This is a genomic window from Streptomyces diastaticus subsp. diastaticus, from assembly GCF_011170125.1.
Taxonomy (GTDB): Bacteria; Actinomycetota; Actinomycetes; order Streptomycetales; family Streptomycetaceae; genus Streptomyces; species Streptomyces diastaticus.
Map to the genome: position 1 here is coordinate 1,260,056 of NZ_BLLN01000002.1, position 17,948 is coordinate 1,278,003.

Annotated in this window: 16 protein-coding genes; 6 read left to right on the plus strand and 10 right to left on the minus strand. The window is 75.1% G+C overall.

Features of this window, described 5'->3' with window-relative positions:
- Positions 1-33 precede the first annotated feature (33 nt).
- From cseC to Sdia_RS07130, 6 genes are all read right to left on the minus strand, one after another.
- Positions 34-1,545, minus strand: coding sequence for a two-component system sensor histidine kinase CseC (gene cseC / locus Sdia_RS07105; protein ID WP_100458059.1), 1,512 nt, complete (start codon positions 1,543-1,545; stop codon positions 34-36).
- Between the two features lies 1 nt (position 1,546).
- The gene (gene cseB, locus Sdia_RS07110) at positions 1,547-2,275 is read right to left on the minus strand and encodes a two-component system response regulator CseB (protein ID WP_100458060.1); all 729 of its coding nucleotides are present in this window, start codon (positions 2,273-2,275) and stop codon (positions 1,547-1,549) included.
- Between the two features lie 133 nt (positions 2,276-2,408).
- Positions 2,409-3,083: a hypothetical protein gene (locus tag Sdia_RS07115; protein ID WP_100458081.1), complete on the minus strand. Its 675-nt coding sequence runs from the start codon at positions 3,081-3,083 to the stop codon at positions 2,409-2,411.
- Positions 3,084-3,119: 36 nt separating this feature from the next.
- Positions 3,120-3,659 (minus strand): SigE family RNA polymerase sigma factor, encoded by a 540-nt coding sequence (locus tag Sdia_RS07120; RefSeq protein WP_189500728.1) that lies wholly within the window; start codon positions 3,657-3,659, stop codon positions 3,120-3,122.
- A 259-nt stretch (positions 3,660-3,918) separates the two neighbouring features.
- The gene (locus Sdia_RS07125; RefSeq protein WP_371874237.1) at positions 3,919-4,950 is read right to left on the minus strand and encodes an HhH-GPD family protein; all 1,032 of its coding nucleotides are present in this window, start codon (positions 4,948-4,950) and stop codon (positions 3,919-3,921) included.
- 119 nt (positions 4,951-5,069) lie between these two features.
- Positions 5,070-5,822: a phosphatase PAP2 family protein gene (locus Sdia_RS07130; RefSeq protein WP_100458063.1), complete on the minus strand. Its 753-nt coding sequence runs from the start codon at positions 5,820-5,822 to the stop codon at positions 5,070-5,072.
- A gap of 356 nt (positions 5,823-6,178) precedes the next feature.
- On the opposite strand from Sdia_RS07130, the gene Sdia_RS07135 reads away from it, so the two are divergent.
- Entirely contained in the window at positions 6,179-6,973 is a 795-nt protein-coding gene (locus Sdia_RS07135) for a DUF4232 domain-containing protein (RefSeq protein ID WP_189500727.1), read from the plus strand.
- A gap of 83 nt (positions 6,974-7,056) precedes the next feature.
- Here Sdia_RS07135 and disA read toward each other — a convergent pair whose 3' ends face one another.
- From disA to Sdia_RS07150, 3 genes are all read right to left on the minus strand, one after another.
- Positions 7,057-8,178, minus strand: a complete 1,122-nt coding sequence (gene disA, locus Sdia_RS07140; RefSeq protein ID WP_010645237.1) for a DNA integrity scanning diadenylate cyclase DisA — start codon at positions 8,176-8,178, stop codon at positions 7,057-7,059.
- Positions 8,179-8,347: 169 nt separating this feature from the next.
- Positions 8,348-9,766 (minus strand): DNA repair protein RadA, encoded by a 1,419-nt coding sequence (gene radA / locus Sdia_RS07145; protein WP_100458064.1) that lies wholly within the window; start codon positions 9,764-9,766, stop codon positions 8,348-8,350.
- 43 nt (positions 9,767-9,809) lie between these two features.
- On the minus strand, positions 9,810-10,385 hold the full coding sequence (locus Sdia_RS07150; protein ID WP_100458065.1) for a dihydrofolate reductase family protein: 576 nt from the start codon (positions 10,383-10,385) through the stop codon (positions 9,810-9,812).
- A 267-nt stretch (positions 10,386-10,652) separates the two neighbouring features.
- Here Sdia_RS07150 and Sdia_RS07155 point away from each other — a divergent pair, with 267 nt between their 5' ends.
- Positions 10,653-12,389, plus strand: a complete 1,737-nt coding sequence (locus Sdia_RS07155; RefSeq protein ID WP_189500726.1) for a sigma factor-like helix-turn-helix DNA-binding protein — start codon at positions 10,653-10,655, stop codon at positions 12,387-12,389.
- Positions 12,390-12,736: 347 nt separating this feature from the next.
- Here the strand turns inward: Sdia_RS07155 and Sdia_RS07160 are convergent, their stop codons facing one another.
- Positions 12,737-13,600 (minus strand): DUF3109 family protein, encoded by an 864-nt coding sequence (locus Sdia_RS07160; RefSeq protein WP_100458067.1) that lies wholly within the window; start codon positions 13,598-13,600, stop codon positions 12,737-12,739.
- Positions 13,601-13,671: 71 nt separating this feature from the next.
- On the opposite strand from Sdia_RS07160, the gene Sdia_RS07165 reads away from it, so the two are divergent.
- From Sdia_RS07165 to Sdia_RS07180, 4 genes are all read left to right on the plus strand, one after another.
- Entirely contained in the window at positions 13,672-14,604 is a 933-nt protein-coding gene (locus Sdia_RS07165) for a Ppx/GppA family phosphatase (protein WP_100458068.1), read from the plus strand.
- 872 nt (positions 14,605-15,476) lie between these two features.
- The gene (locus tag Sdia_RS07170; RefSeq protein WP_189401436.1) at positions 15,477-16,328 is read left to right on the plus strand and encodes an NmrA/HSCARG family protein; all 852 of its coding nucleotides are present in this window, start codon (positions 15,477-15,479) and stop codon (positions 16,326-16,328) included.
- Between the two features lie 127 nt (positions 16,329-16,455).
- Positions 16,456-17,292 (plus strand): sugar phosphate isomerase/epimerase family protein, encoded by an 837-nt coding sequence (locus Sdia_RS07175; protein WP_100458070.1) that lies wholly within the window; start codon positions 16,456-16,458, stop codon positions 17,290-17,292.
- Positions 17,289-17,927, plus strand: a complete 639-nt coding sequence (locus Sdia_RS07180) for a TetR/AcrR family transcriptional regulator (RefSeq protein WP_100458071.1) — start codon at positions 17,289-17,291, stop codon at positions 17,925-17,927. Before Sdia_RS07175 ends, Sdia_RS07180 begins: the two co-directional genes overlap by 4 nt.
- Positions 17,928-17,948 lie beyond the last annotated feature (21 nt).

Genomic DNA, 17,948 nt, shown 5'->3' on the forward strand with positions numbered 1-17,948 from the left:
GCGGACGGCACCCCTGGACGGCGGTGCGGGCTCTCAGCCCGCACCGCCGTTCGGCGTGCCGCGCCACCACGGGCCCGAGCGGCGGCCGCCCCCGGTGCCCCTCTTCTCGTCCGGGAGCCGCACCACGGGAAAGCTCCCCGTGCTGGTCGGCGCGTGGTCCGGCAGCCAGAGCACCGCGACCGCGCCCTCGGGCGGGGCCTCGGGCGCGGCGCCGGGCGTGCGGACGTTGCGGAAGGTGAGCCGCGCCCCCAGGACCCGCGCCTGGCCCGCCGCGATGGTCAGTCCCAGCCCGTGGCCCCGGCCCGCCCGGTCGGCGCTGCCGGTGCGGAACCGGCTCGGCCCGTCGGCCAGCAGCGTCTCCGGGAAACCGGGCCCGTGGTCCCGTACCCGGATGACCCGGCCCTCGACGGTGACCTCGACCGGGGGCCTGCCGTGCTTGGCGGCGTTGGCCAGCAGGTTGCCGAGGATCCGCTCCAGGCGGCGCGGGTCGGTCGACACGTCGGCGTCGTAGAGGACGCGTACCTCCACGTCCGGGCCGAGGGCACCGACGCGGCGGGTGACGAACTCACCCAGCGCGATGTCCTGGAGCTCGGCGCGTTCGGCCGCCGTGTCCAGGCGGGAGACCTCCAGCACGTCCTCGACGAGGGTCCGCATGGCCTGGGCCCGGTCCCGCACCAGCTCGGTGGGGCGGCCGGGCGGCAGCAGCTCGGCGGCGGTCAGCAGGCCGGTGACCGGGGTGCGCAGTTCGTGGGCGATGTCGGCGGTGACCCGGCGCTCCGCCTCCAGCCGCTGCTTCAGCGCGTCGGCCATCGCGTCCACGGCCCGGGCCAGGTCGTCGGTCTCGTCGCGGACCACCCCGCCGATCGCCGAACGCACCCGGACGTCGGTGCGGCCCTCGGCCACCTGGCCCGCGGCGGTCGCCGCCTTGCGCAGCCGGTGCGAGAGCTGGCCGCCGATGAGCACGCCGAGCGCGCAGCCGCCCAGGATGACCGCGCCCGAGCCGGCCAGCAGGGCCCGGTCGAGGTCGCGCATGATCGTGGAGCTGCGGTCGTTGAACCGGGTGTGCACGGAGAGGATGCGGCCGTCACCGAGGGGCACGGCGCCCCAGATGTCGGGGACGCCCTCGCGGAACTCCTGGATGAAGGTGGCGCGGCGGCCCGCCTCGGCGCGCTCGCGCAACTCGTCGGGGATCTCCGGGTCGTCGATCTCGGCGCCGAACTGGAGCCGGCCGGTCCCCGCGTAGATCCGCTGGGCGAACTGGACCCGCTCGTCCTGGAGGTCGCGGGCGTTGTCGAGCATCGAGATCCGGGCGGCGTTGTGCACCACGAGGCTGAGGGCGAGCGCGACGAGCGCCCCGACCAGGGTGATGGCCGCGCTCAGCTTCCAGCGCAGCCCGGTGTGCAGATGCCCGCGCAGCCGGTCGCGCAGCCGCGTCCACCAGCCACCCGGGTGGGCCCCGGCGGCTGGGGACGCGCCGCCGGGGCTGGTACGGGGGGCCGCCGCGGGCCCGTCGGGGGCCGGCCGGCGGCGCGAGGGCCCGAGCACGTCAGGCCCTCAGTTTGTAGCCGAAGCCGCGGACGGTCTCTATCCGCTCCTGGCCGATCTTGGCGCGCAGCCGCTGCACGTGCACGTCGACCACCCGGGTGTCGCCGCCCCAGCCGTAGTCCCAGACGCGTTCCAGCAGCTTGTCGCGGGAGAGGACGGTGCCCGGCGCGGCCGAGAACTCCAGCAGCAGCCGCATCTCGGTCGGCGTCAGCGCGACCGGGGTGCCGGCGCGCCGCACCACCATGCCCTCGGTGTCCAGGTCCAGGTCGCCGAAGCGGAGCAGCCCGTCGTCCGCCCCCGCCGGGCCGCCCGAGGGCTCCTCCTCTGCCCGGCCGGCCCCGGCTCCGGCGCCGGCCGCGTGGCCGAAGCGGCGCAGCACGGCGCGGATGCGGGCGACCAGGACCGCGCCGTCGAAGGGTTTGGTGACGTAGTCGTCGGCGCCCGCCTCCAGGCCGAGGACCACGTCGATGGAGTCGGCGCGCGCCGAGAGCATGATCACCGGCACGGTCGACTCGTCACGGATGCGGCGGCACAGGCTGACCCCGTCCATTCCGGGCACCATCACGTCGAGCAGGGCGATGTCCGGCTGGTCCGCGCGGAACGCCTCCAGCCCCGAGAGCCCGTCCGGCATGGCGGTCACCCGGAAGCCGACCCGCTCCAGGGCGAGCTGGGTCGCCTCCCGGATCACGTCGTCGTCCTCCACGAACAGGACATGGGTGGGGTCGGCCATCGGGCGGATCCTCTGTTCTCCAGTTCTCGGGGCTGCCGCGGGGGCGTCCGGGGCGCGGGGCTCCCGGCGGGCGGCTGCCCGGTCTGCGGGCGGTCACGGGGCGGGTGGCGCGGGCACCGCCCCGACGATGGTGTCAGGCGCCGGGGGCGGCTCCGCTCCCGGTCCCGTCCCCGACCGCCGCCGGGCTCCCGCCCAGCGCCTGCGGCGGCTCGGAGGTGACCGTGTTGCTGTAGTCGTTGTGCATCCGGTACAGCTCGGCGAAGGTGCCGTCCTTCCAGTGGTACGTGACGACCTCCTCGCCCGAGGGATAGGCGACCGCGTCGCCCTTGTCGTACATCTGCCGGGTCACGACGAGGTCGCCCCGGTCGATCTCGGCGTAGACCGGGGGCGTCTCGTTGCGGAAGACGTTGACGTAGCCCTGGGTGGCCTGGCCGGCGTCCTTCTCCTGGGAGGCGGCGCGGTACACGTAGGCGCCGACCCCGACGGCGTCGCCGCAGGTCAGCACGTTGACCACGATGTCGGAGACCTTGGCGCCGGTCAGGTCGCCGTAGCTGACGTCGACCGGGTACTCGTCGCCCACGCAGGGCTTCAGGTCGCGCTTGACGCCCGGGTCGACCTCGGGGTCGGCCTTGAGCAGCTCGACCGCGTCGGCCCGCCGCACCCGGGGCGTGGGGCTGGCGGCGCCGGTGGGGGAGGAGGCGACCGGCTCGCTGCGGGCCGGCCCCTCGTCGCGGGTGCCGGTGCTGGTGGCGGTACAGGCCATGAGGGCGGCGACGAGGAGGAGCGAGACCACGGCGGCGCAGACCACCGCCCCCCCGGGGCTGCCTCAGGAGCCCCTCACCTCTCAGGCCGCGCAACGCTCCTGCTCCTCATGCTCGGGCGCGCGGCTCTCCAGTTCACGGCTCTCCAGCTCCTGGCGGAGCCGGGCGAGCGCCCGGTGCAGCGTGCTCTTGACCGTACCGGCCGACATGCCGAGGGCGGCGGCGGTCTCCTCAGTGGACATCTGCTCCCAGTGTCGCAGCACCACGACACTGCGCTGCTTGGGAGCCAGCATCTTCAGTACGTCGATGAGCAGGGCGCGGTCGGCGTGCTGCTCGGTGCCGTCGGTGACCGCGGGCTCGGGCAGCTCCTCGGTCGGGACCTCCTGGAGCTTGCGCGAGCGCCACCACTCCGTACGCGTGTTGATCATGACACGCCGCAGGTAGGCGTCGGCCAGCCGCTTGTCCGCTATCAGCTCCCACCGCCGGTACGTGCGCACCAGCGCCGTCTGGAGCAGGTCCTGCGCGTCGACGGGGTCGGGGACCAGCCGGCGCGCGCTGCGCAGGAGCGCGTCCTGCCGCGTGCGGACGTACTCCTCGAACTCCAGCACCTCGTTCTGCGCCATGTCCGCCTCCGCTCGACCCCGTGAATCCCCTGCTCCGCCGCACACCGCCCGGGAGCGGCGGGGTGGTACGGACAGGAACCTACGGCGGGGGTGTAACGGCGTTCGGCGCGTGGGACGGCGGTGGGCGCACAGATGTACGTCGGTTGTGTAACAGCCCTCCGCGCGCCCTGAGCGGGGCGCGCGGAGGGCTGACGTCCGGTTCCGTACGCGGGCTGCCGGGCTGCCGGGCTGCCGGGTGGCGGGGGCCGGCCGGTTTCGGTCAGGTCAGCGGCAGCCGGTACAGCCCGTCGGGCAGCGGTTCGACCAGGCCGTCGGCGACCAGGCCGTCCAGCGCGCGGGCCCGCTGCACGGCGTCGTCCCACTCGCGGTCGAGCACCGCCTGCGGAACCGGCGCCACCGCTTCCCGCAGCACCGCGAGGAGTTTGCCGCGGACCTGGCGGTCGGTGCCCGCGTAGCTCTGGCCGCGGCGGGCCGGGCCGCTGTGCGGCGGCTTGCCCGCGGCCTTCCAGGCGCACCGGGCGGCGAGCGGGCAGCGGGCGCAGCTCTCGTTGCGCGCGGTGCAGACCAGCGCGCCCAGCTCCATCGAGGCGGCGGCCCACCGGGCGGCCGTCTCGTCCCGCTCCGGCAGCAGCTCCCGGGCGAGGCGGCGCTCGGCCGCGGTGGTCGCGTTCGGCGGGTACTGCACGCCGCTCACCGCCCGCGCCAGCACGCGGCGCACATTGGTGTCGAGCACCGCGTGACGCTGCCCGTAGGCGAACGAGGCGACGGCCGCCGCCGTGTACTCCCCGATGCCGGGCAGGGCGAGCAGTTGCGCGTGCTCGGCCGGGACGTCGCCGCCGTGGCGTTCCGCTATGGCGACGGCCGCGCCGTGCAGGCGCAGCGCGCGGCGCGGGTAACCGAGGCGGCCCCAGGCGCGGACCGCCTCGCCGGGGGCCTCGGCGGCCAGGTCGGCGGGGCGCGGCCAGCGGGCCATCCACTGCTCGTAGACCGGCAGGACCCGGTTGACCGGGGTCTGCTGGAGCATGAACTCGCTGACCATCACGGCCCAGGCGCCCGCGTCCGGATCGCGCCAGGGCAGGTCGCGGGCGTGCTGCTCGAACCAGGCGATGACCGGGGTGTGCAGATCGGTCCCGGCCTGCGGCTCGCCGGCGGCCGGGCGCGGCACGGTGGCGCCGGGCGCGGGCTCGGCGGCCGGCTCGTGGTTCGTCCGCGGGGTGCGGGCCGGTGGGGTGGTGGGCGGAGTGGCGGTGCGGACGGCTTCCGGCCGGTCGGGGGCGGGCGTGTTCGGCATGGGCTTCATCGACGCAGTCATGGCGTTCTCGATCCTGCCACGAGGACCCCGTGCGACACGCGCAGCGGTGCGGCGCCCCGCCGGGGCACCGCACCGCTGGAGTCGGGCCGGCCGGCCGGTCACCTCACCTGGTCGCCCCCGGCCGAGTGCCGGGGCGCGCCCGGTCCGGCCAGCCACACCACGGCCTCGGAGCCCGAACCGCGCATCGTCACCACCAGTCTGGTGAGCGGCTTGGTGCACAACCGGACCAGGCCCCAGGCGACCAGCCCGCCGAAGACCAGGCCGACCGCGACGTCGTGCGGGTAGTGCACGCCGACGAAGATCCGCGAGAACCCCATCAGGACCGCCATCGGTACCGTGAGCCGCCACAGGCGGCGCCAGGCCAGCGCCAGGCCGATCGCCGCGGCCCCGGCGATGGTCGAGTGGTTGCTGGGGAACGACCAGTCGCCGTACGGCGGGCAGGGCACCAGCGAGGCGGCGGCGTCGGCCACCGCGCGGCAGGGGCGCTCCTCCTGGATGAGCGACTTGAAGGACTCGCTCAGTACGTAGGCGACGCCGGTGACCAGCGGGGCGAGCACCGCCACGGCGGTCGCCTGCGGGCTGAACCGGCGCGAGCGCCACCAGCCGGCCAGGAACAGCGCCGCGAAGACCAGCAGGCCCAGCTCCGTCCACAGCTCGGCGACGTCCTTGGTCCAGGTCGGGGTGGAGTGGGCGAAGTCGAGGATGTCCCGGTAGAGACCGGAGGTCCCTCCCAGGTCGCCCGCTGCGGCGAGGGTCTCGCCCGTGGCCTCCCCCGAGCTCTCGCCGGGGAGCGGGGCGGCGTGCGCCGCCGCGGCGGCGGTCACGAGATCCGGTTCCAAGATGCTGTTCATGCCGTCCAAGCTGTCGAGCGGTCCAGGCCGTCCTGGGCGGTTGCGGTTGTCGGGAGGCGGTGCCCGGCCTGCCGGCGCCGCCCCGCGCAGATGATTCTCTCGCCGTACATACGGTTTACCGACACCGGTGGTTCCGCCGTAACCCGGCCGTCCGTGCGGCGTGCGTCTCATCCGCCGCACGGCGATCACGGAACTGACCGCGTGTCACCGTCGGGTGACGTTCCGTGGAGGTGGTGGGCGGGTGCGGGCAGCCGCCGGGGTCGATCAGGTGTCCGGTGGAATGATGATCCGGAAAAGATGTGCTCCGAGCGGCGGGTAGGGCCGGAGACGCGTCTGATCTCTCGTAAGGTTTGGGCGTGGGATCTCTGCGCAATCCGATCGGGCCGCTTCCCTCCTCCATCTACTGGCGACGGAGGGTCGTCCTGCTGTCCGTCCTGGCGGTGCTCGCCCTCCTCGTCACCTGGGCGGTGGTGTCACTCGGCGGAGGCGGGGAGAAGAGCGGGGCCTCCGGTCCGGGTGGCCACAGCCCCGCTCCCTCCATCACTCCCGGTGACTCCCCCTCCGGTCCCGCGATCAGCGAACACCCGGGCGGACGCGACGAGTCGGGCGAGGACGACGAGGGCGGTACGGGCGGCTCCGGCGGCGAGGACGACGGCTCCGACGAGGACGCGCCCGGCGGCGGAGGGGCGGGGCCCGGCTCCGGCCCGGGCGGCGGCGAGACCACCGGCGAGCAGCTCCCGGCGGGGTCGGCACTTCCCAACTGCCCCGCGTCCGCCCTGGAGATGAGCCTGCGCTCCACCAGGAACACCTACGAGCCCGGCCAGCACCCCAAGCTCGTCCTGACGGCCGAGAACACCTCCAAGGCCGACTGCAAGGTCGATCTCGGGCCGGAGGCGGCCGTGCTGACGATCACTGCGACCGGTGACGACAAGCCCCTCTGGTCCTCCGAGCACTGCCCCGCCGCCGGGAGCCTGCTGCTGAAGCTGCCGGCCCAGGGCAGCGCCACCCACACCGTCACCTGGGACCGCCGCGCCAGCGCCGACAAGTGCGCCACCCCGCCGGCCGGCAGCGCGGGCCCCGGCACCTACCTCGCCGAGGCCAAGGCCCCCGGCGCCACGGCCAAGACCTCCTTCGTCCTCGCCAAGGACTGACCCGCGCACCGGTACGAGGACGAGAGAGCGCCGCCGCACGGACCTTGTGCGGCGGCGCTCCCCCTGTGCAGGGTGCTCCCGGGTCAGACGTAGCGCTCCAGGATCGAGGACTCGGCCAGCCGCGAGAGGCCCTCGCGGACGCTGCGCGCGCGGGCCTCGCCGACGCCGTCCACCGTCTGGAGATCGTCCACGCTGGCCGCCAGCAGCTTCTGGAGGCCCCCGAAGTGCTCCACCAGCCGGTCGATGATGGCCCCGGGCAGCCTCGGCACCTTCGCGAGGAGCCGGAACCCGCGCGGCGACACCGCCGAGTCCAGCGCCTCCGGCGAGCCGGTGTAGCCGAGCGCCCGCGCCACCACGGGCAGTTCGAGCAACTCGGTGTGGCTGAGCTTGCCCAGCTCCGCCAGCGCCTCGTCCACCGTGCGGGAACGCTTCGCCGTGGGCTCGGGCACGTAGTCCCGTACGACCAGCTCGCGTTCGGGCTCGACACCCGCGATCAGCTCGTCGAGCTGGAGTGCCAGCAGGCGTCCGTCGGTGCCCAGCTCCACCACGTACTCGGCGATCTCGGCGGCGATCCGGCGGACCATCTCCAGCCGCTGCGAGACGGCCGTGACGTCGCGGACCGTCACCAGGTCCTCGATCTCCAGTGCCGACAGCGTGCCGGCCACCTCGTCCAGCCGGAGCTTGTACCGCTCCAGCGTGGCCAGGGCCTGGTTGGCGCGGGAGAGGATGGCCGCGGAGTCCTCCAGGACCCGCCGCTGCCCGTCCACGTAGAGCGCGATCAGCCGCATCGACTGGCTCACCGAGACCACGGGGAAGTTGACCTGCTTGGAGACCCGGTCGGCGGTGCGGTGCCGGGTGCCGGTCTCGTCGGTGGGGATGGTCGGGTCGGGGACGAGCTGGACTCCGGCGCGCAGGATCTTGGTGAGGTCCTTGTCGAGGACGATGCCGCCGTCGAGCTTGCACAGCTCCCGCAGGCGGGTCGCGGAGAACTCGACGTCCAGCACGAAACCGCCGGTGCACATCGACTCGACGGTCTTGTCCCAGCCGAGCACGATGAGCCCGCCGGTGTTCCCCCGCAGAATCCGCTCCAGCCCGTCCCGCAGCTGGGTGCCGGGGGCGACTGCGCTCAGCGAGGCACGCATCAGCCCGTCGGCACCGGGCCCGCCGGACTTGCCGGGGGCCGTTGCCCGGTCGTTGGCTGCCACTGCACTCCTCCGGTCGCGGGTTTGCCTCTGCCGCACCGCCCTGGTCGCGGCCCGTCGGGCCGGGGGGCCACGGCCCCCGAGGCCGCGGCTCACCGGCGCGGCCGACCAGGTCACGGCGCGTCCGGACCGTACGACGACTCCTGCCGGACCGGCGAGACCTGGCAAAAGTCTACCGGCGCTCCTCCGCGTCCTGGGGGCTTGCCGGGCTCTGGGCCCGGCGGCGCCGCGGCAGAACACGCAACGCGTCCCCCATGTCCGCCACTTCGACCACCTTCATCCCCGGCGGCACCTTCCCCGGATCGGCCGGTACCAGGGCGTGCGTGAAACCCAGCCGGGCCGCCTCCGAGAGCCGCCGCTGCACGCCCGTCACCCGCCGGACCTCGCCCGCCAGGCCCACCTCGCCGATCGCCACCAGGTTCTTCGGCAGCGGGGTGTCGCTCGCCGCGCTGGCCAGCGCCAACGCCACCGCCAGGTCGGCGGCGGGCTCGGAGAGCTTCACGCCGCCGACCGTCGCGGAGTAGATGTCCCGCTTGCCGAGGGCGGTGATGCGGCCTCGCTGCTCCAGCACCGCCAGCATCATCGAGACCCGGGAGGTCTCCAGACCCGAGGTGGTCCGGCGCGGGGAGGGGATCTGAGAATCGACCGTGAGCGCCTGCACCTCGGCGACCAGCGGGCGGCGGCCCTCCAGCGTCACCGTCAGGCAGGTGCCGGGGACCGGCTCGGCGCGGCGGGTCAGGAAGAGGCCGCTGGGGTCGGTGAGGCCGGTGATGCCCTCGTCGTGCAGCTCGAAGCAGCCGACCTCGTCGGTGGTGCCGTAGCGGTTCTTGACGCCGCGGACCAGGCGGAGCCGGGCGTGCCGGTCGCCCTCGAAGTGGAGCACCACGTCGACCAGGTGCTCCAGCAGACGGGGGCCGGCGATCGCGCCGTCCTTGGTGACGTGGCCGACCAGGAGCGTGGACATGCCGCGCTCCTTGGAGGCCCGGATGAGCGCCCCGGCGACCTCCCTGACCTGCGCCATGCCGCCGGGCGCGCCGTCGATCTCGGGGGAGGCGACGGTCTGCACGGAGTCCAGGACCAGCAGCGAGGGCTTGACCGCGTCGAGATGGCCGAGGACGGCGGAGAGGTCCGTCTCGGCGGTGAGGTAGAGGTGGTCGCTGAGCGCGCCGATCCGGTCCGCGCGCAGCCGGACCTGGCTGGCCGACTCCTCGCCCGTGACGTACAGCGTGCGGTGCTCGTCCGAGGCGGCCTTGGCGGCCACGTCGAGCAGCAGCGTGGACTTGCCGACGCCCGGCTCGCCCGCGACCAGCACCACGGCGCCGGGCACCAGGCCGCCGCCGAGCACCCGGTCCAGCTCGGGCACGCCGGTCGGGCGGGCCGTCGCCTGCCTGCCGTCGACCTGCGCGATGGGCAGCGCGGAGCTGGTCACCCGCCCCGGGGCGGTGGTACGGACGGCGGGCGCGCCGTACTCCTCGACCGTGCCCCACGCCTGGCACTCGGGGCAGCGGCCGAGCCACTTCGCCGTCTGCCAGCCGCACTCGGTGCACCGGTAGGACGGCCGTTCCTTGGCGGATTTCGTACGGGCAGCCATGGGCCCACCGTAGCGGCGCCCACCGACACTCCCCGCCCGGCCGCTACCGGCGGACCTGGAAGCGCAGGTGCGTCACGCCCGGCGACATCACCACCTGGAGCCGCTCCAGCTGGACGTGGACCCCCTCCAGGTTGTCGAAGAGGCGGGTCCCCGAACCGAGGATCACCGGGGTGAGGCTCACGTACAGCTCGTCGACGAGGCCCGCGCGCAGCGCCTGCTGGACCGGGGAGGCGCCGTGCAGCACGACGTCCTTGCCGCCCGCCAGCTCCCCGGCCCGCTCCAGCGCCTCGGCGATGCCGCCGGTGACGAAGGTGAACAGCTCGGGCGCGCCGACCTCGTCGGGCTTGGGCGGGCTGTGGGTGAGGACGACGCAGGGGGTGGTGCCGAGCGGGCCCGCGGCCGTCCCCTCGTACGGGGCGTAGCCGTTGCGGCCCATGACGACGGCGCCGGTCCGGCCGCGCATCCCCGCGAGGTGGACGCGGTCGCTCGGCGCCATCGGCTCGTCCAGCCAGCGGTGCAGCACCTCCCCGCGCTCGCCGAGCGGGCGGTCGCGGGTGGGTCCGGGGCCGGTGACGAAGCCGTCGAGTGACATGGAGATGCCTGAGGCGATGTATCCCATGACTCTCCCGACCCGGGCGGGCCCCGAAGCTCATCGGCCCCGCCGGAACTTTCTCCCGGGCACCGGCCGGGGCCGTACGGATCCGGCCATGCCGAGGCGGCGGCGGAGTGTGCCCCGGGGGCGCGTTCGGGGGCGCCGGGAATGAGGCGTTCAGCGGGTCGAAACCTCATCTGCTGTCCCCTTATGAGGGATCTGTTCACCCGTAAGGATGAAAAGCGTTCAAGCTGGCGGAGGGTTTCGCCGAACGCGCCTACGGTCATCCAGGTGATGAGCAGCAGGACCGATCGCCCCACCCACCCCGCCGGCGGGCCCAGGGCGCACCGCGCCCCCGCTTTCCGGAAGGCCGGAACGCAGGCCCCGGCCGCCGTCACCGCCGCCGAGGAGAAGGGCGACGCCGCCCATCTGGACGGCCTGTTCACCTACTGCCTCGCCATCCTCCACGACCACGACCTCGCCCACGCCGCCCTGGCGGAGGTGGTCGCCCTCGCCACCCGGCACGGCTCCCGCCCCGCCCGCGGCCCGGCCGGCCGCCGCGCCTGGCTCTACGCCCTGGCCCGCTGGGTGTGCCGTCGCGAACTGGCCGAGGCGGAGGCCGGCCGCGCCCCGGCGCACGCCGCCGGGCACACGACCCCGGCGGGGGGGCCCGACGCGGCGGGCCCGGGCGGGCACCACCGCGACCCCGACCGGCGGCGCGCCGCCGAACTGGCGCGGCTGGCCTGGCCCGAGGCCGCCGGGACCAGCCCCGAGCAGCGCGAGGCCCTGGAGCTCTCCGTCCGCCACGGCCTGACCACCGAGGAGATCGCCGCCGTGCTCGGCGCCGACCCGGGCGCCACCCGCGCCCTGCTCGCCGCCGCCTTCTGCGAGGTCGAGCGCACCAGGGCCGCGCTCAGCGTCGTCGAGCGCGGCACCTGCCCCAGTGTCGCCCGCCTCACCGGCGACCGCCGGGTCCTGCTCAGCGCGGCCCTGCGCACGGAACTGGTCCGCCACGTCGACGACTGCCCGCGGTGCCGCCGGGCCGCCGAGCGCGCCGAGGCCGCCGCCCCCTGGCCCGGCACCGCCCGGCCGGTGCCGGGGCCGCTCCCGTTGGTCGCCCCCGACCGGTCCGCGCTGGCCGCCGCGTTCCCCGCCGGTGCCCGGCCGTACCGCGTGGTGCGTACCTCTCCCCGCTTCAACCGCGCGGGCTTCCCGATGGATCCCAGGGACCGCGCCGCCCGCCGCGAGCGGATGCGGGCCCGAGCGGTCACCACCACCCTGGTCGCCACGGTCGTCGCCGCGCCGGTGCTCGCCCTCTGGGCGGCCTACCGGGGTGCGCCGCTCACCGGCGAGGTGCAGGACGGGAGGCCGGTGGCTGCCAGTGAGAGCGGCGACCCGGACGTGACGCACGGCCCCGGTGCCGACGGCCACTACGAGAACACCGGCAGTACCCGTCCCACCGACCGCCCCGACGTCTCCGTCGAGGTCACCGTCCCCGGAGTACCGCCCGAAGGGCCGGACCAGGGGGCCCTGACCGTCGACGCCCGGCACACACGCGGCGGCACCCTCGTCACTCTCACCGCCACCGGCGGGACCTCCGTGGACTGGTCCGCACGGGCGGGCTCGGCCTGGCTCGGGCTGAGCCGGACCTCCGGCACCCTGGCTCCTGGCGAAACGGTCACTCTCCGGGTCTTCGTCCACGCCGAGCGCGAGCCCCGCGGCCACTGGAGCGCCCGTATCGCCATCGGCCCGCACGGAGCGGTGGTCACCGTCCGGGGCCACGGCGGCACCCCCGGCCGCCCCGGCCCGCCGGGTACCGCCCCACCGGGCACCGGCGCCCCCGGCCCGACCGACCCGGGCACCCCGAGGCCCACCGACCCCGGTCCCTCGGACCCGGGCCCGACCGACCCCGGCCCGACCGACCCCGAGCCCTCCGACCCGGGGCCGATCCCTTCCGCACCGGACCCGACCGAGCCCGACCCGCCGGACCCGGGGCCGACCGACCCCGGGGACGGAGAGACGGGAGGGTAGGGGGCCTGTCCGCGAGCCTGACCGGGGCCGGTACGTCGGGCCGGAGTCCGTGTGCGGGTGGAAGGCGACGCCTTCGGCTCGTTGTTCTCGATGAGCGGGGCGGTGGGGGCGGGCACGAGCGCCTGGGTGGGCAGCCAACATGATGGTCGTCGGCCCCGAGAAGGAGGGGGCGGGCGTGAGCGCCCGGGCACCCGGGCGAGGAACGGGGATGAGCGCTCGGGGACGACGGCGGAGGCGCGAGTTCCGGCACGCCTCGGTGCCTGTCGGGCCGGGGACGGTCGCCCGGCGGTCGACCGGGCCGTAGCGGGCTCCCGGCCCCGACAGGCACCGGGAGCCCGCTACGGCTGTTACGCCTCGGGGTCCGCCGGATGCGGCGCGACCATCGGCAACTGGGAGGCCAGGCGTGCCTCGCAGAGTTCGGCCAGGCGGTCGTAGCCGTCCTTGCCCATGAGTTCGCGCAGCTCCGGGGCGTAGCTCACGTAGACCGGGTCGCCGGCACCGTGGGCCGAGGTCGCGGAGGTGCACCACCAGTGCAGGTCGTGGCCGCCGGGGCCCCAGCCACGGCGGTCGTACTCGCCGATGGAGACCTGGAGGACGCGGGTGTCGTCGGGGCGGTCGATCCACTCGTAGGTCCGGCGGACCGGGAGCTGCCAGCAGACGTCCGGCTTGGTCTCCAGCGGCTCGCGGCCCTCGCGCAGCGCCAGGATGTGCAGCGAGCAGCCGGCGCCGCCGGCGAAGCCCGGGCGGTTCTGGAAGATGCAGGAGCCCTGCCAACGGCGGGTCTGCCGGTCGCCGTCCTGGTCCTCCTGGGTCCAGCCGGAGTCGGTGCCCACGTCGTGGTGCTGCCAGATGTCGGGCGTGAGCCTCGCCACATGGCCGGCCACCCGCTCCTCGTCCTCCTCGTCGGAGAAGTGGGCGCCCAGGGTGCAGCAGCCGTCGTCGGCCCGGCCGGCCTGGATGCCCTGGCAGCCGCTGCCGAAGACACAGCTCCAGCGTGAGGTCAGCCAGGTCAGGTCGCAGCGGAAGACCTGTTCGTCGTCGGCCGGGTCGGGGAACTCCACCCAGGCGCGGGCGAAGTCCAGTCCCTGCTCGTCCGGGACCCGCGCCTCCCGCGCACCCTTCGCCGGCTTCACCTTGCCCTTCTTCCCCCGGACCTGTGCTTCCGCCGCCTCGGCGGGGCGGCCGTCCTTCGCCTTCTTCGTCTTTGGCACGTTTCCAGCCTAAGCGGGAGCCGGGCCGGCCGAGGACCGTGCGACGTCGGGCGGGCAGTAGCGTTTCCCGTATGAGACTCGGTGTCCTCGACGTGGGATCGAACACGGTGCATCTGCTGGTGGTCGACGCCCACCCCGGCGCGCGCCCGCTGCCCGCGCACTCCCACAAGGTCGATCTGCGCCTCGCCCAGCTCCTGGACGCGACCGGCGCGATCGCGCCGGAGGGGGTCGAGCGGCTGGTCGCCGGCGTCCGTGACGCCCTGGCCGCCGCCGAGGACAAGGGTGTCGAGGAACTGCTGCCGTTCGCCACCTCGGCGGTCCGGGAGGCGGCCAACGGCGAGGAGGTGCTGGCCCGCGTCCACGAGGAGACCGGCGTCGTGCTGCGGGTCATCTCCGGCGAGGACGAGGCCCGCCTCACCTTTCTCGCCGCCCGTCGCTGGTACGGCTGGTCGGCCGGGCGGCTGCTCGTCCTCGACATCGGCGGCGGCTCCCTGGAGATCGCCTACGGCACGGACGAGGAGCCGGACGTCTGCGCGTCCCTGCCGCTCGGCGCCGGGCGGCTCACGGCCGGACGGCTGCCCGGGGATCCGCCGCAGGCCGAGGACGTACGAGCGCTGCGCAAGGACATACGGACGCAGATCGCGCGGGTGGTCGGTGAGTTCAGCCGCTTCGGCACCCCTGACCACGTCGTCGCCACCTCGAAGACCTTCAAGCAACTGGCGCGGCTGGCCGGCGCGGCACGCTCCGCCGACGGGCTGTACGTCCAGCGCGAGCTGAAGCGGAAGTCGCTGGAGGAGTGGGTGCCCCGGCTGGTGGCCATGCCGGCCGCCGAGCGGGCGCTGCTGCCCGGCGTCTCGGAGGGCAGGGCGGCCCAGCTCCCCGCGGGCGCCCTGGTCGCCGAGGCGGCGATGGACCTCTTCGGCGTGGAGACGCTGGAGATCTGCCCGTGGGCACTCCGCGAGGGCGTCATCCTGCGGCATCTGGACCACCTGCCGGCGGAGTGAGGCCGAGGGCAGGAGGAGGAGAGGTCCTCCTCAAGTCCCGCACGGCGCCCACGGCGCCCGGCACGCACGCTCGCCGCACCGGCGAAAGCCCGAGTACGTCCGGTACGAGAGCTTGTGCCAGGCGTGCCGAGAGCACGCAGCGGACACCGCAGACACCGCGGACACCGCCCAGGACCTTGAAGGCCCCCCCAGCCATGGCGGGGCTCCGGGCGGGCGCGGGCCCGGTCAGGGGCGAGGTGAGGGACGGAGCGGGCCCGGGGCGCTCCGGTCGCGGCAGCGGGCCGGCGTAACCGGCCCCGGCCCCGCGCGCCCCCGCCGGCCGCGTACCGCCCGTGCCCGGCCGACCACCCTCGTCGGCAGCCCAGCCACCAGCACCCCCCCATCCGTCACCCCCCCCATCCGTCACCCCCCATCCGTCACCCCCATCCGGTCACCCCCAGCCGTCACCCCAGACGTCCCCAGCACTCCCACCGCCACGCCGACCGCCACCACCGCCCCGCCCCCGTTCGTCCTCAGCCGGCCTCGCCCCGCCGGGTGTCGTCTGGCCCCGCCCGCCCTGATCAGGCGGTTCGAGGAGGTCATGCCCGGCCGCACCCGCCTCACCCAGGCGTACAGATGTGCGAATCATGAAGTGGTGTGCGCCCCCACGGGCCCCGTGAGCCCCGCGCGCCCCACACGCCCGTCCCGCCCGGGCGCCGAGTCGCCCCCGCCCGGCAAGGTTGGCGGGCCGCGCAACGGGAACGCAGTAGAAGAGAACGGACATACGGGGCGCAACGCCAGGTCCGCCCCGCGGCCCACTCCTCGCCCGCACTGCCCTCCCCGCATCCCGGTCCGGCGCAGTGCCGGCACGACCCCAGCCCAGGAGGCGACTCATGACCATCGCGGTACTCGGCGCCACCGGCGGTCAGGGCGGTGCGGTCACCGCCGCCCTGCTGCGGACAGGTCACCAGGTCAGGGCCATGGTGCGGGACCCGGGCAGCGTCCGCGCCCAGGTCCTCGCCGGGGCGGGCGTCTCCCTCGTCGAGGGCGACCTCACCGATGTCGAGGCGCTGACCACGCTCTTCCGCTCCACCCGCGCCGCCTTCGCCGTCACCACCCCCTTCCAGGACGGCCTGGAGGCCGAGAAGGAGCAGGGCGCCGCCGTGGTCCGGGCCGCCGAGCGGGCGGGGCTGCCGCACCTCGTCCTCTCCTCCGTCGCCGGGGCCGACCAGCACACCGGTGTCCCGCACTTCGAGACCAAGGCGCACACCGAGCGCCTCCTCGCCGTCGCCGACGTGCCCTCCACCGTCGTCGCCCCCACCTACTTCTACGAGAACGCCCTCGGCCCCGGCGGCGGGGTCGCGGCAGGTTCCGTGGCGCTGCCCCTCGGCCCGGAGACCCGGCTCCAGCAGGTCGCCCGCCACGACCTCGGCCATGTCGTCGCCGCGATCGTCGCCGCCCCGGACGCCTGGGCCGGAGAGCGGATCGAGCTGGCGGGAGACGATCCCACGGGGCCGCAGATGGCCGCCGCGATCGGCGCCGCCACCGGCCGCGAGCTGGAGTTCCGCTCCACGTCCCTGGAGGCGGTCCGCGAGGCCGACCCGGACATGGGCGCCATGTGGGGCTTCCTCGCCGAGCACGGCTACGACGTCGACATCCCCGCCCTGCACGCCCGCTTCCCCGGGGTGCCGTGGACCACCTACGCCGACTGGGCCGCGGCCCAGCACTGGCCCGAGGAGCGCTGACCGTGCGCCGCCGGGCCGCGCCCGGATCCCGTACCCCGCGCACGCCCTCCCGCCCCGGGTCCGGGAGTGAGCCTTCGCACCCTCCGGCCCCGGGCCGCTCCCCGGCTGCCCCGTTACGCTGTTCCACGTGGCAGAACCAGCGGTGCGCATCCCCGATGCGAAGGTCGCCCTGTCGACGGCCTCGGTCTACCCGGAGTCGACGGCGACGGCCTTCGAGATCGCCGCGCGCCTGGGCTACGACGGTGTCGAGGTGATGGTCTGGACCGACCCGGTCAGCCAGGACATCGACGCGCTGCGCCGGCTCTCCGACTACCACCGGATACCGATCCTCGCCGTCCACGCCCCCTGCCTGCTGATCACCCAGCGGGTCTGGTCCACCGACCCCTGGACCAAGCTCCAGCGGGCCAAGTCCGCCGCCGAGCGCCTTGGCGCGTCCACCGTCGTCGTCCACCCGCCGTTCCGCTGGCAGCGCCAGTACGCCAAGGACTTCGTCTCCGGGATCTGGCGGATGGCGAACGAGACGGACGTCCGCTTCGCCGTCGAGAACATGTATCCCTGGCGTTACCGCGACCGCGAGATGCTCGCCTACGCGCCCGACTGGGACGTCACCAAGGACGACTACCGGCACTTCACCGTCGACCTGTCGCACACCGCGACCGCCCGCACCGACGCCCTCGACATGGTCGACCGGATGGGCGACCGCCTCGCCCATCTCCACCTCGCCGACGGCGCCGGGTCCAACAAGGACGAGCACCTCGTCCCCGGACGCGGCACCCAGCCCTGCGCCGAGACCCTGGAACGGCTCGCCGCCCGTGGCTTCGACGGCCACGTCGTCATCGAGGTCAACACCCGGCGCGCCATGTCCAGCGCCGAACGCGAGGCCGACCTCGCCGAGGCCCTGGCCTTCACCCGCCTCCACCTGGCCGCCACCCCGTCGCCGCGCACCCCCGGCCCCGGCCGGTGACACCGGACGCCCCCCGCCGCCGGGGACGCCCCTCCCGCCGTACGGCCGACGGGACTCCGGCCGCCCGTGACCGCATCCTGGCCGCCGCCCGCGAGGAGTTCTCCGCCCGCGGCTACGACAGGACCCCGATCCGTCGGATCGCCCAGGCCGCGGGCGTCGACCCGGCCCTCGTCCACCACTACTTCGGCACCAAGGACGAGATCTTCGCCGCCGCCGTCGACCTCTCCCTGGAACTCCCCGCCAAGGCCCTCCCCGCCCTCCTCGCCGACGGCCCCGACGGCGTCGGCGAACGCGTCGCCCGCCTCTTCCTGGGCTTCTGGGAGGACCCGGCGACCCGCGGGCCCGTGCTGGCGGTGGTCCGCTCCGCCCTCACCCACGAGGCGGCCCGCGACATCATGCGCCGCTTCGTCCTGCGCAACCTGCTGGAGCACGTCGCCGCCCAGGTCCCCGTCCCCGGCCCCACGCTCCGCGCCGAACTGGCCGCCTCCCAGCTCATCGGCGTCGCCATGCTCCGGTACGTGCTGGAGCTGGAGCCGCTCGCCTCCGCCGACGTCGAGACCGTCATCGCCACGGTCGCCCCGACCCTCCAGCGGTACCTGACCGACCCGGACGCCGTCCCGGCCGCCGGCGCCTGACCCGCCGGGTCGCGCGCCGCG

Excerpts from the sequence above, each read along its gene's own strand:
- Sdia_RS07150 (WP_100458065.1), bottom strand. The coding sequence starts at position 10,385 with ATGGGATACATCGCCTCAGGCATCTCCATGTCACTCGACGGCTTCGTC.
- Sdia_RS07120 (WP_189500728.1), bottom strand. The coding sequence starts at position 3,659 with ATGGCGCAGAACGAGGTGCTGGAGTTCGAGGAGTACGTCCGCACGCGG.
- radA (WP_100458064.1), bottom strand. The coding sequence starts at position 9,766 with ATGGCTGCCCGTACGAAATCCGCCAAGGAACGGCCGTCCTACCGGTGC.
- Sdia_RS07130 (WP_100458063.1), bottom strand. The coding sequence starts at position 5,822 with ATGAACAGCATCTTGGAACCGGATCTCGTGACCGCCGCCGCGGCGGCG.
- Sdia_RS07165 (WP_100458068.1), top strand. The coding sequence starts at position 13,672 with ATGAGACTCGGTGTCCTCGACGTGGGATCGAACACGGTGCATCTGCTG.
- cseB (WP_100458060.1), bottom strand. The coding sequence starts at position 2,275 with ATGGCCGACCCCACCCATGTCCTGTTCGTGGAGGACGACGACGTGATC.
- Sdia_RS07125 (WP_371874237.1), bottom strand. The coding sequence starts at position 4,950 with ATGCCGAACACGCCCGCCCCCGACCGGCCGGAAGCCGTCCGCACCGCC.
- Sdia_RS07170 (WP_189401436.1), top strand. The coding sequence starts at position 15,477 with ATGACCATCGCGGTACTCGGCGCCACCGGCGGTCAGGGCGGTGCGGTC.
- Sdia_RS07155 (WP_189500726.1), top strand. The coding sequence starts at position 10,653 with ATGAGCAGCAGGACCGATCGCCCCACCCACCCCGCCGGCGGGCCCAGG.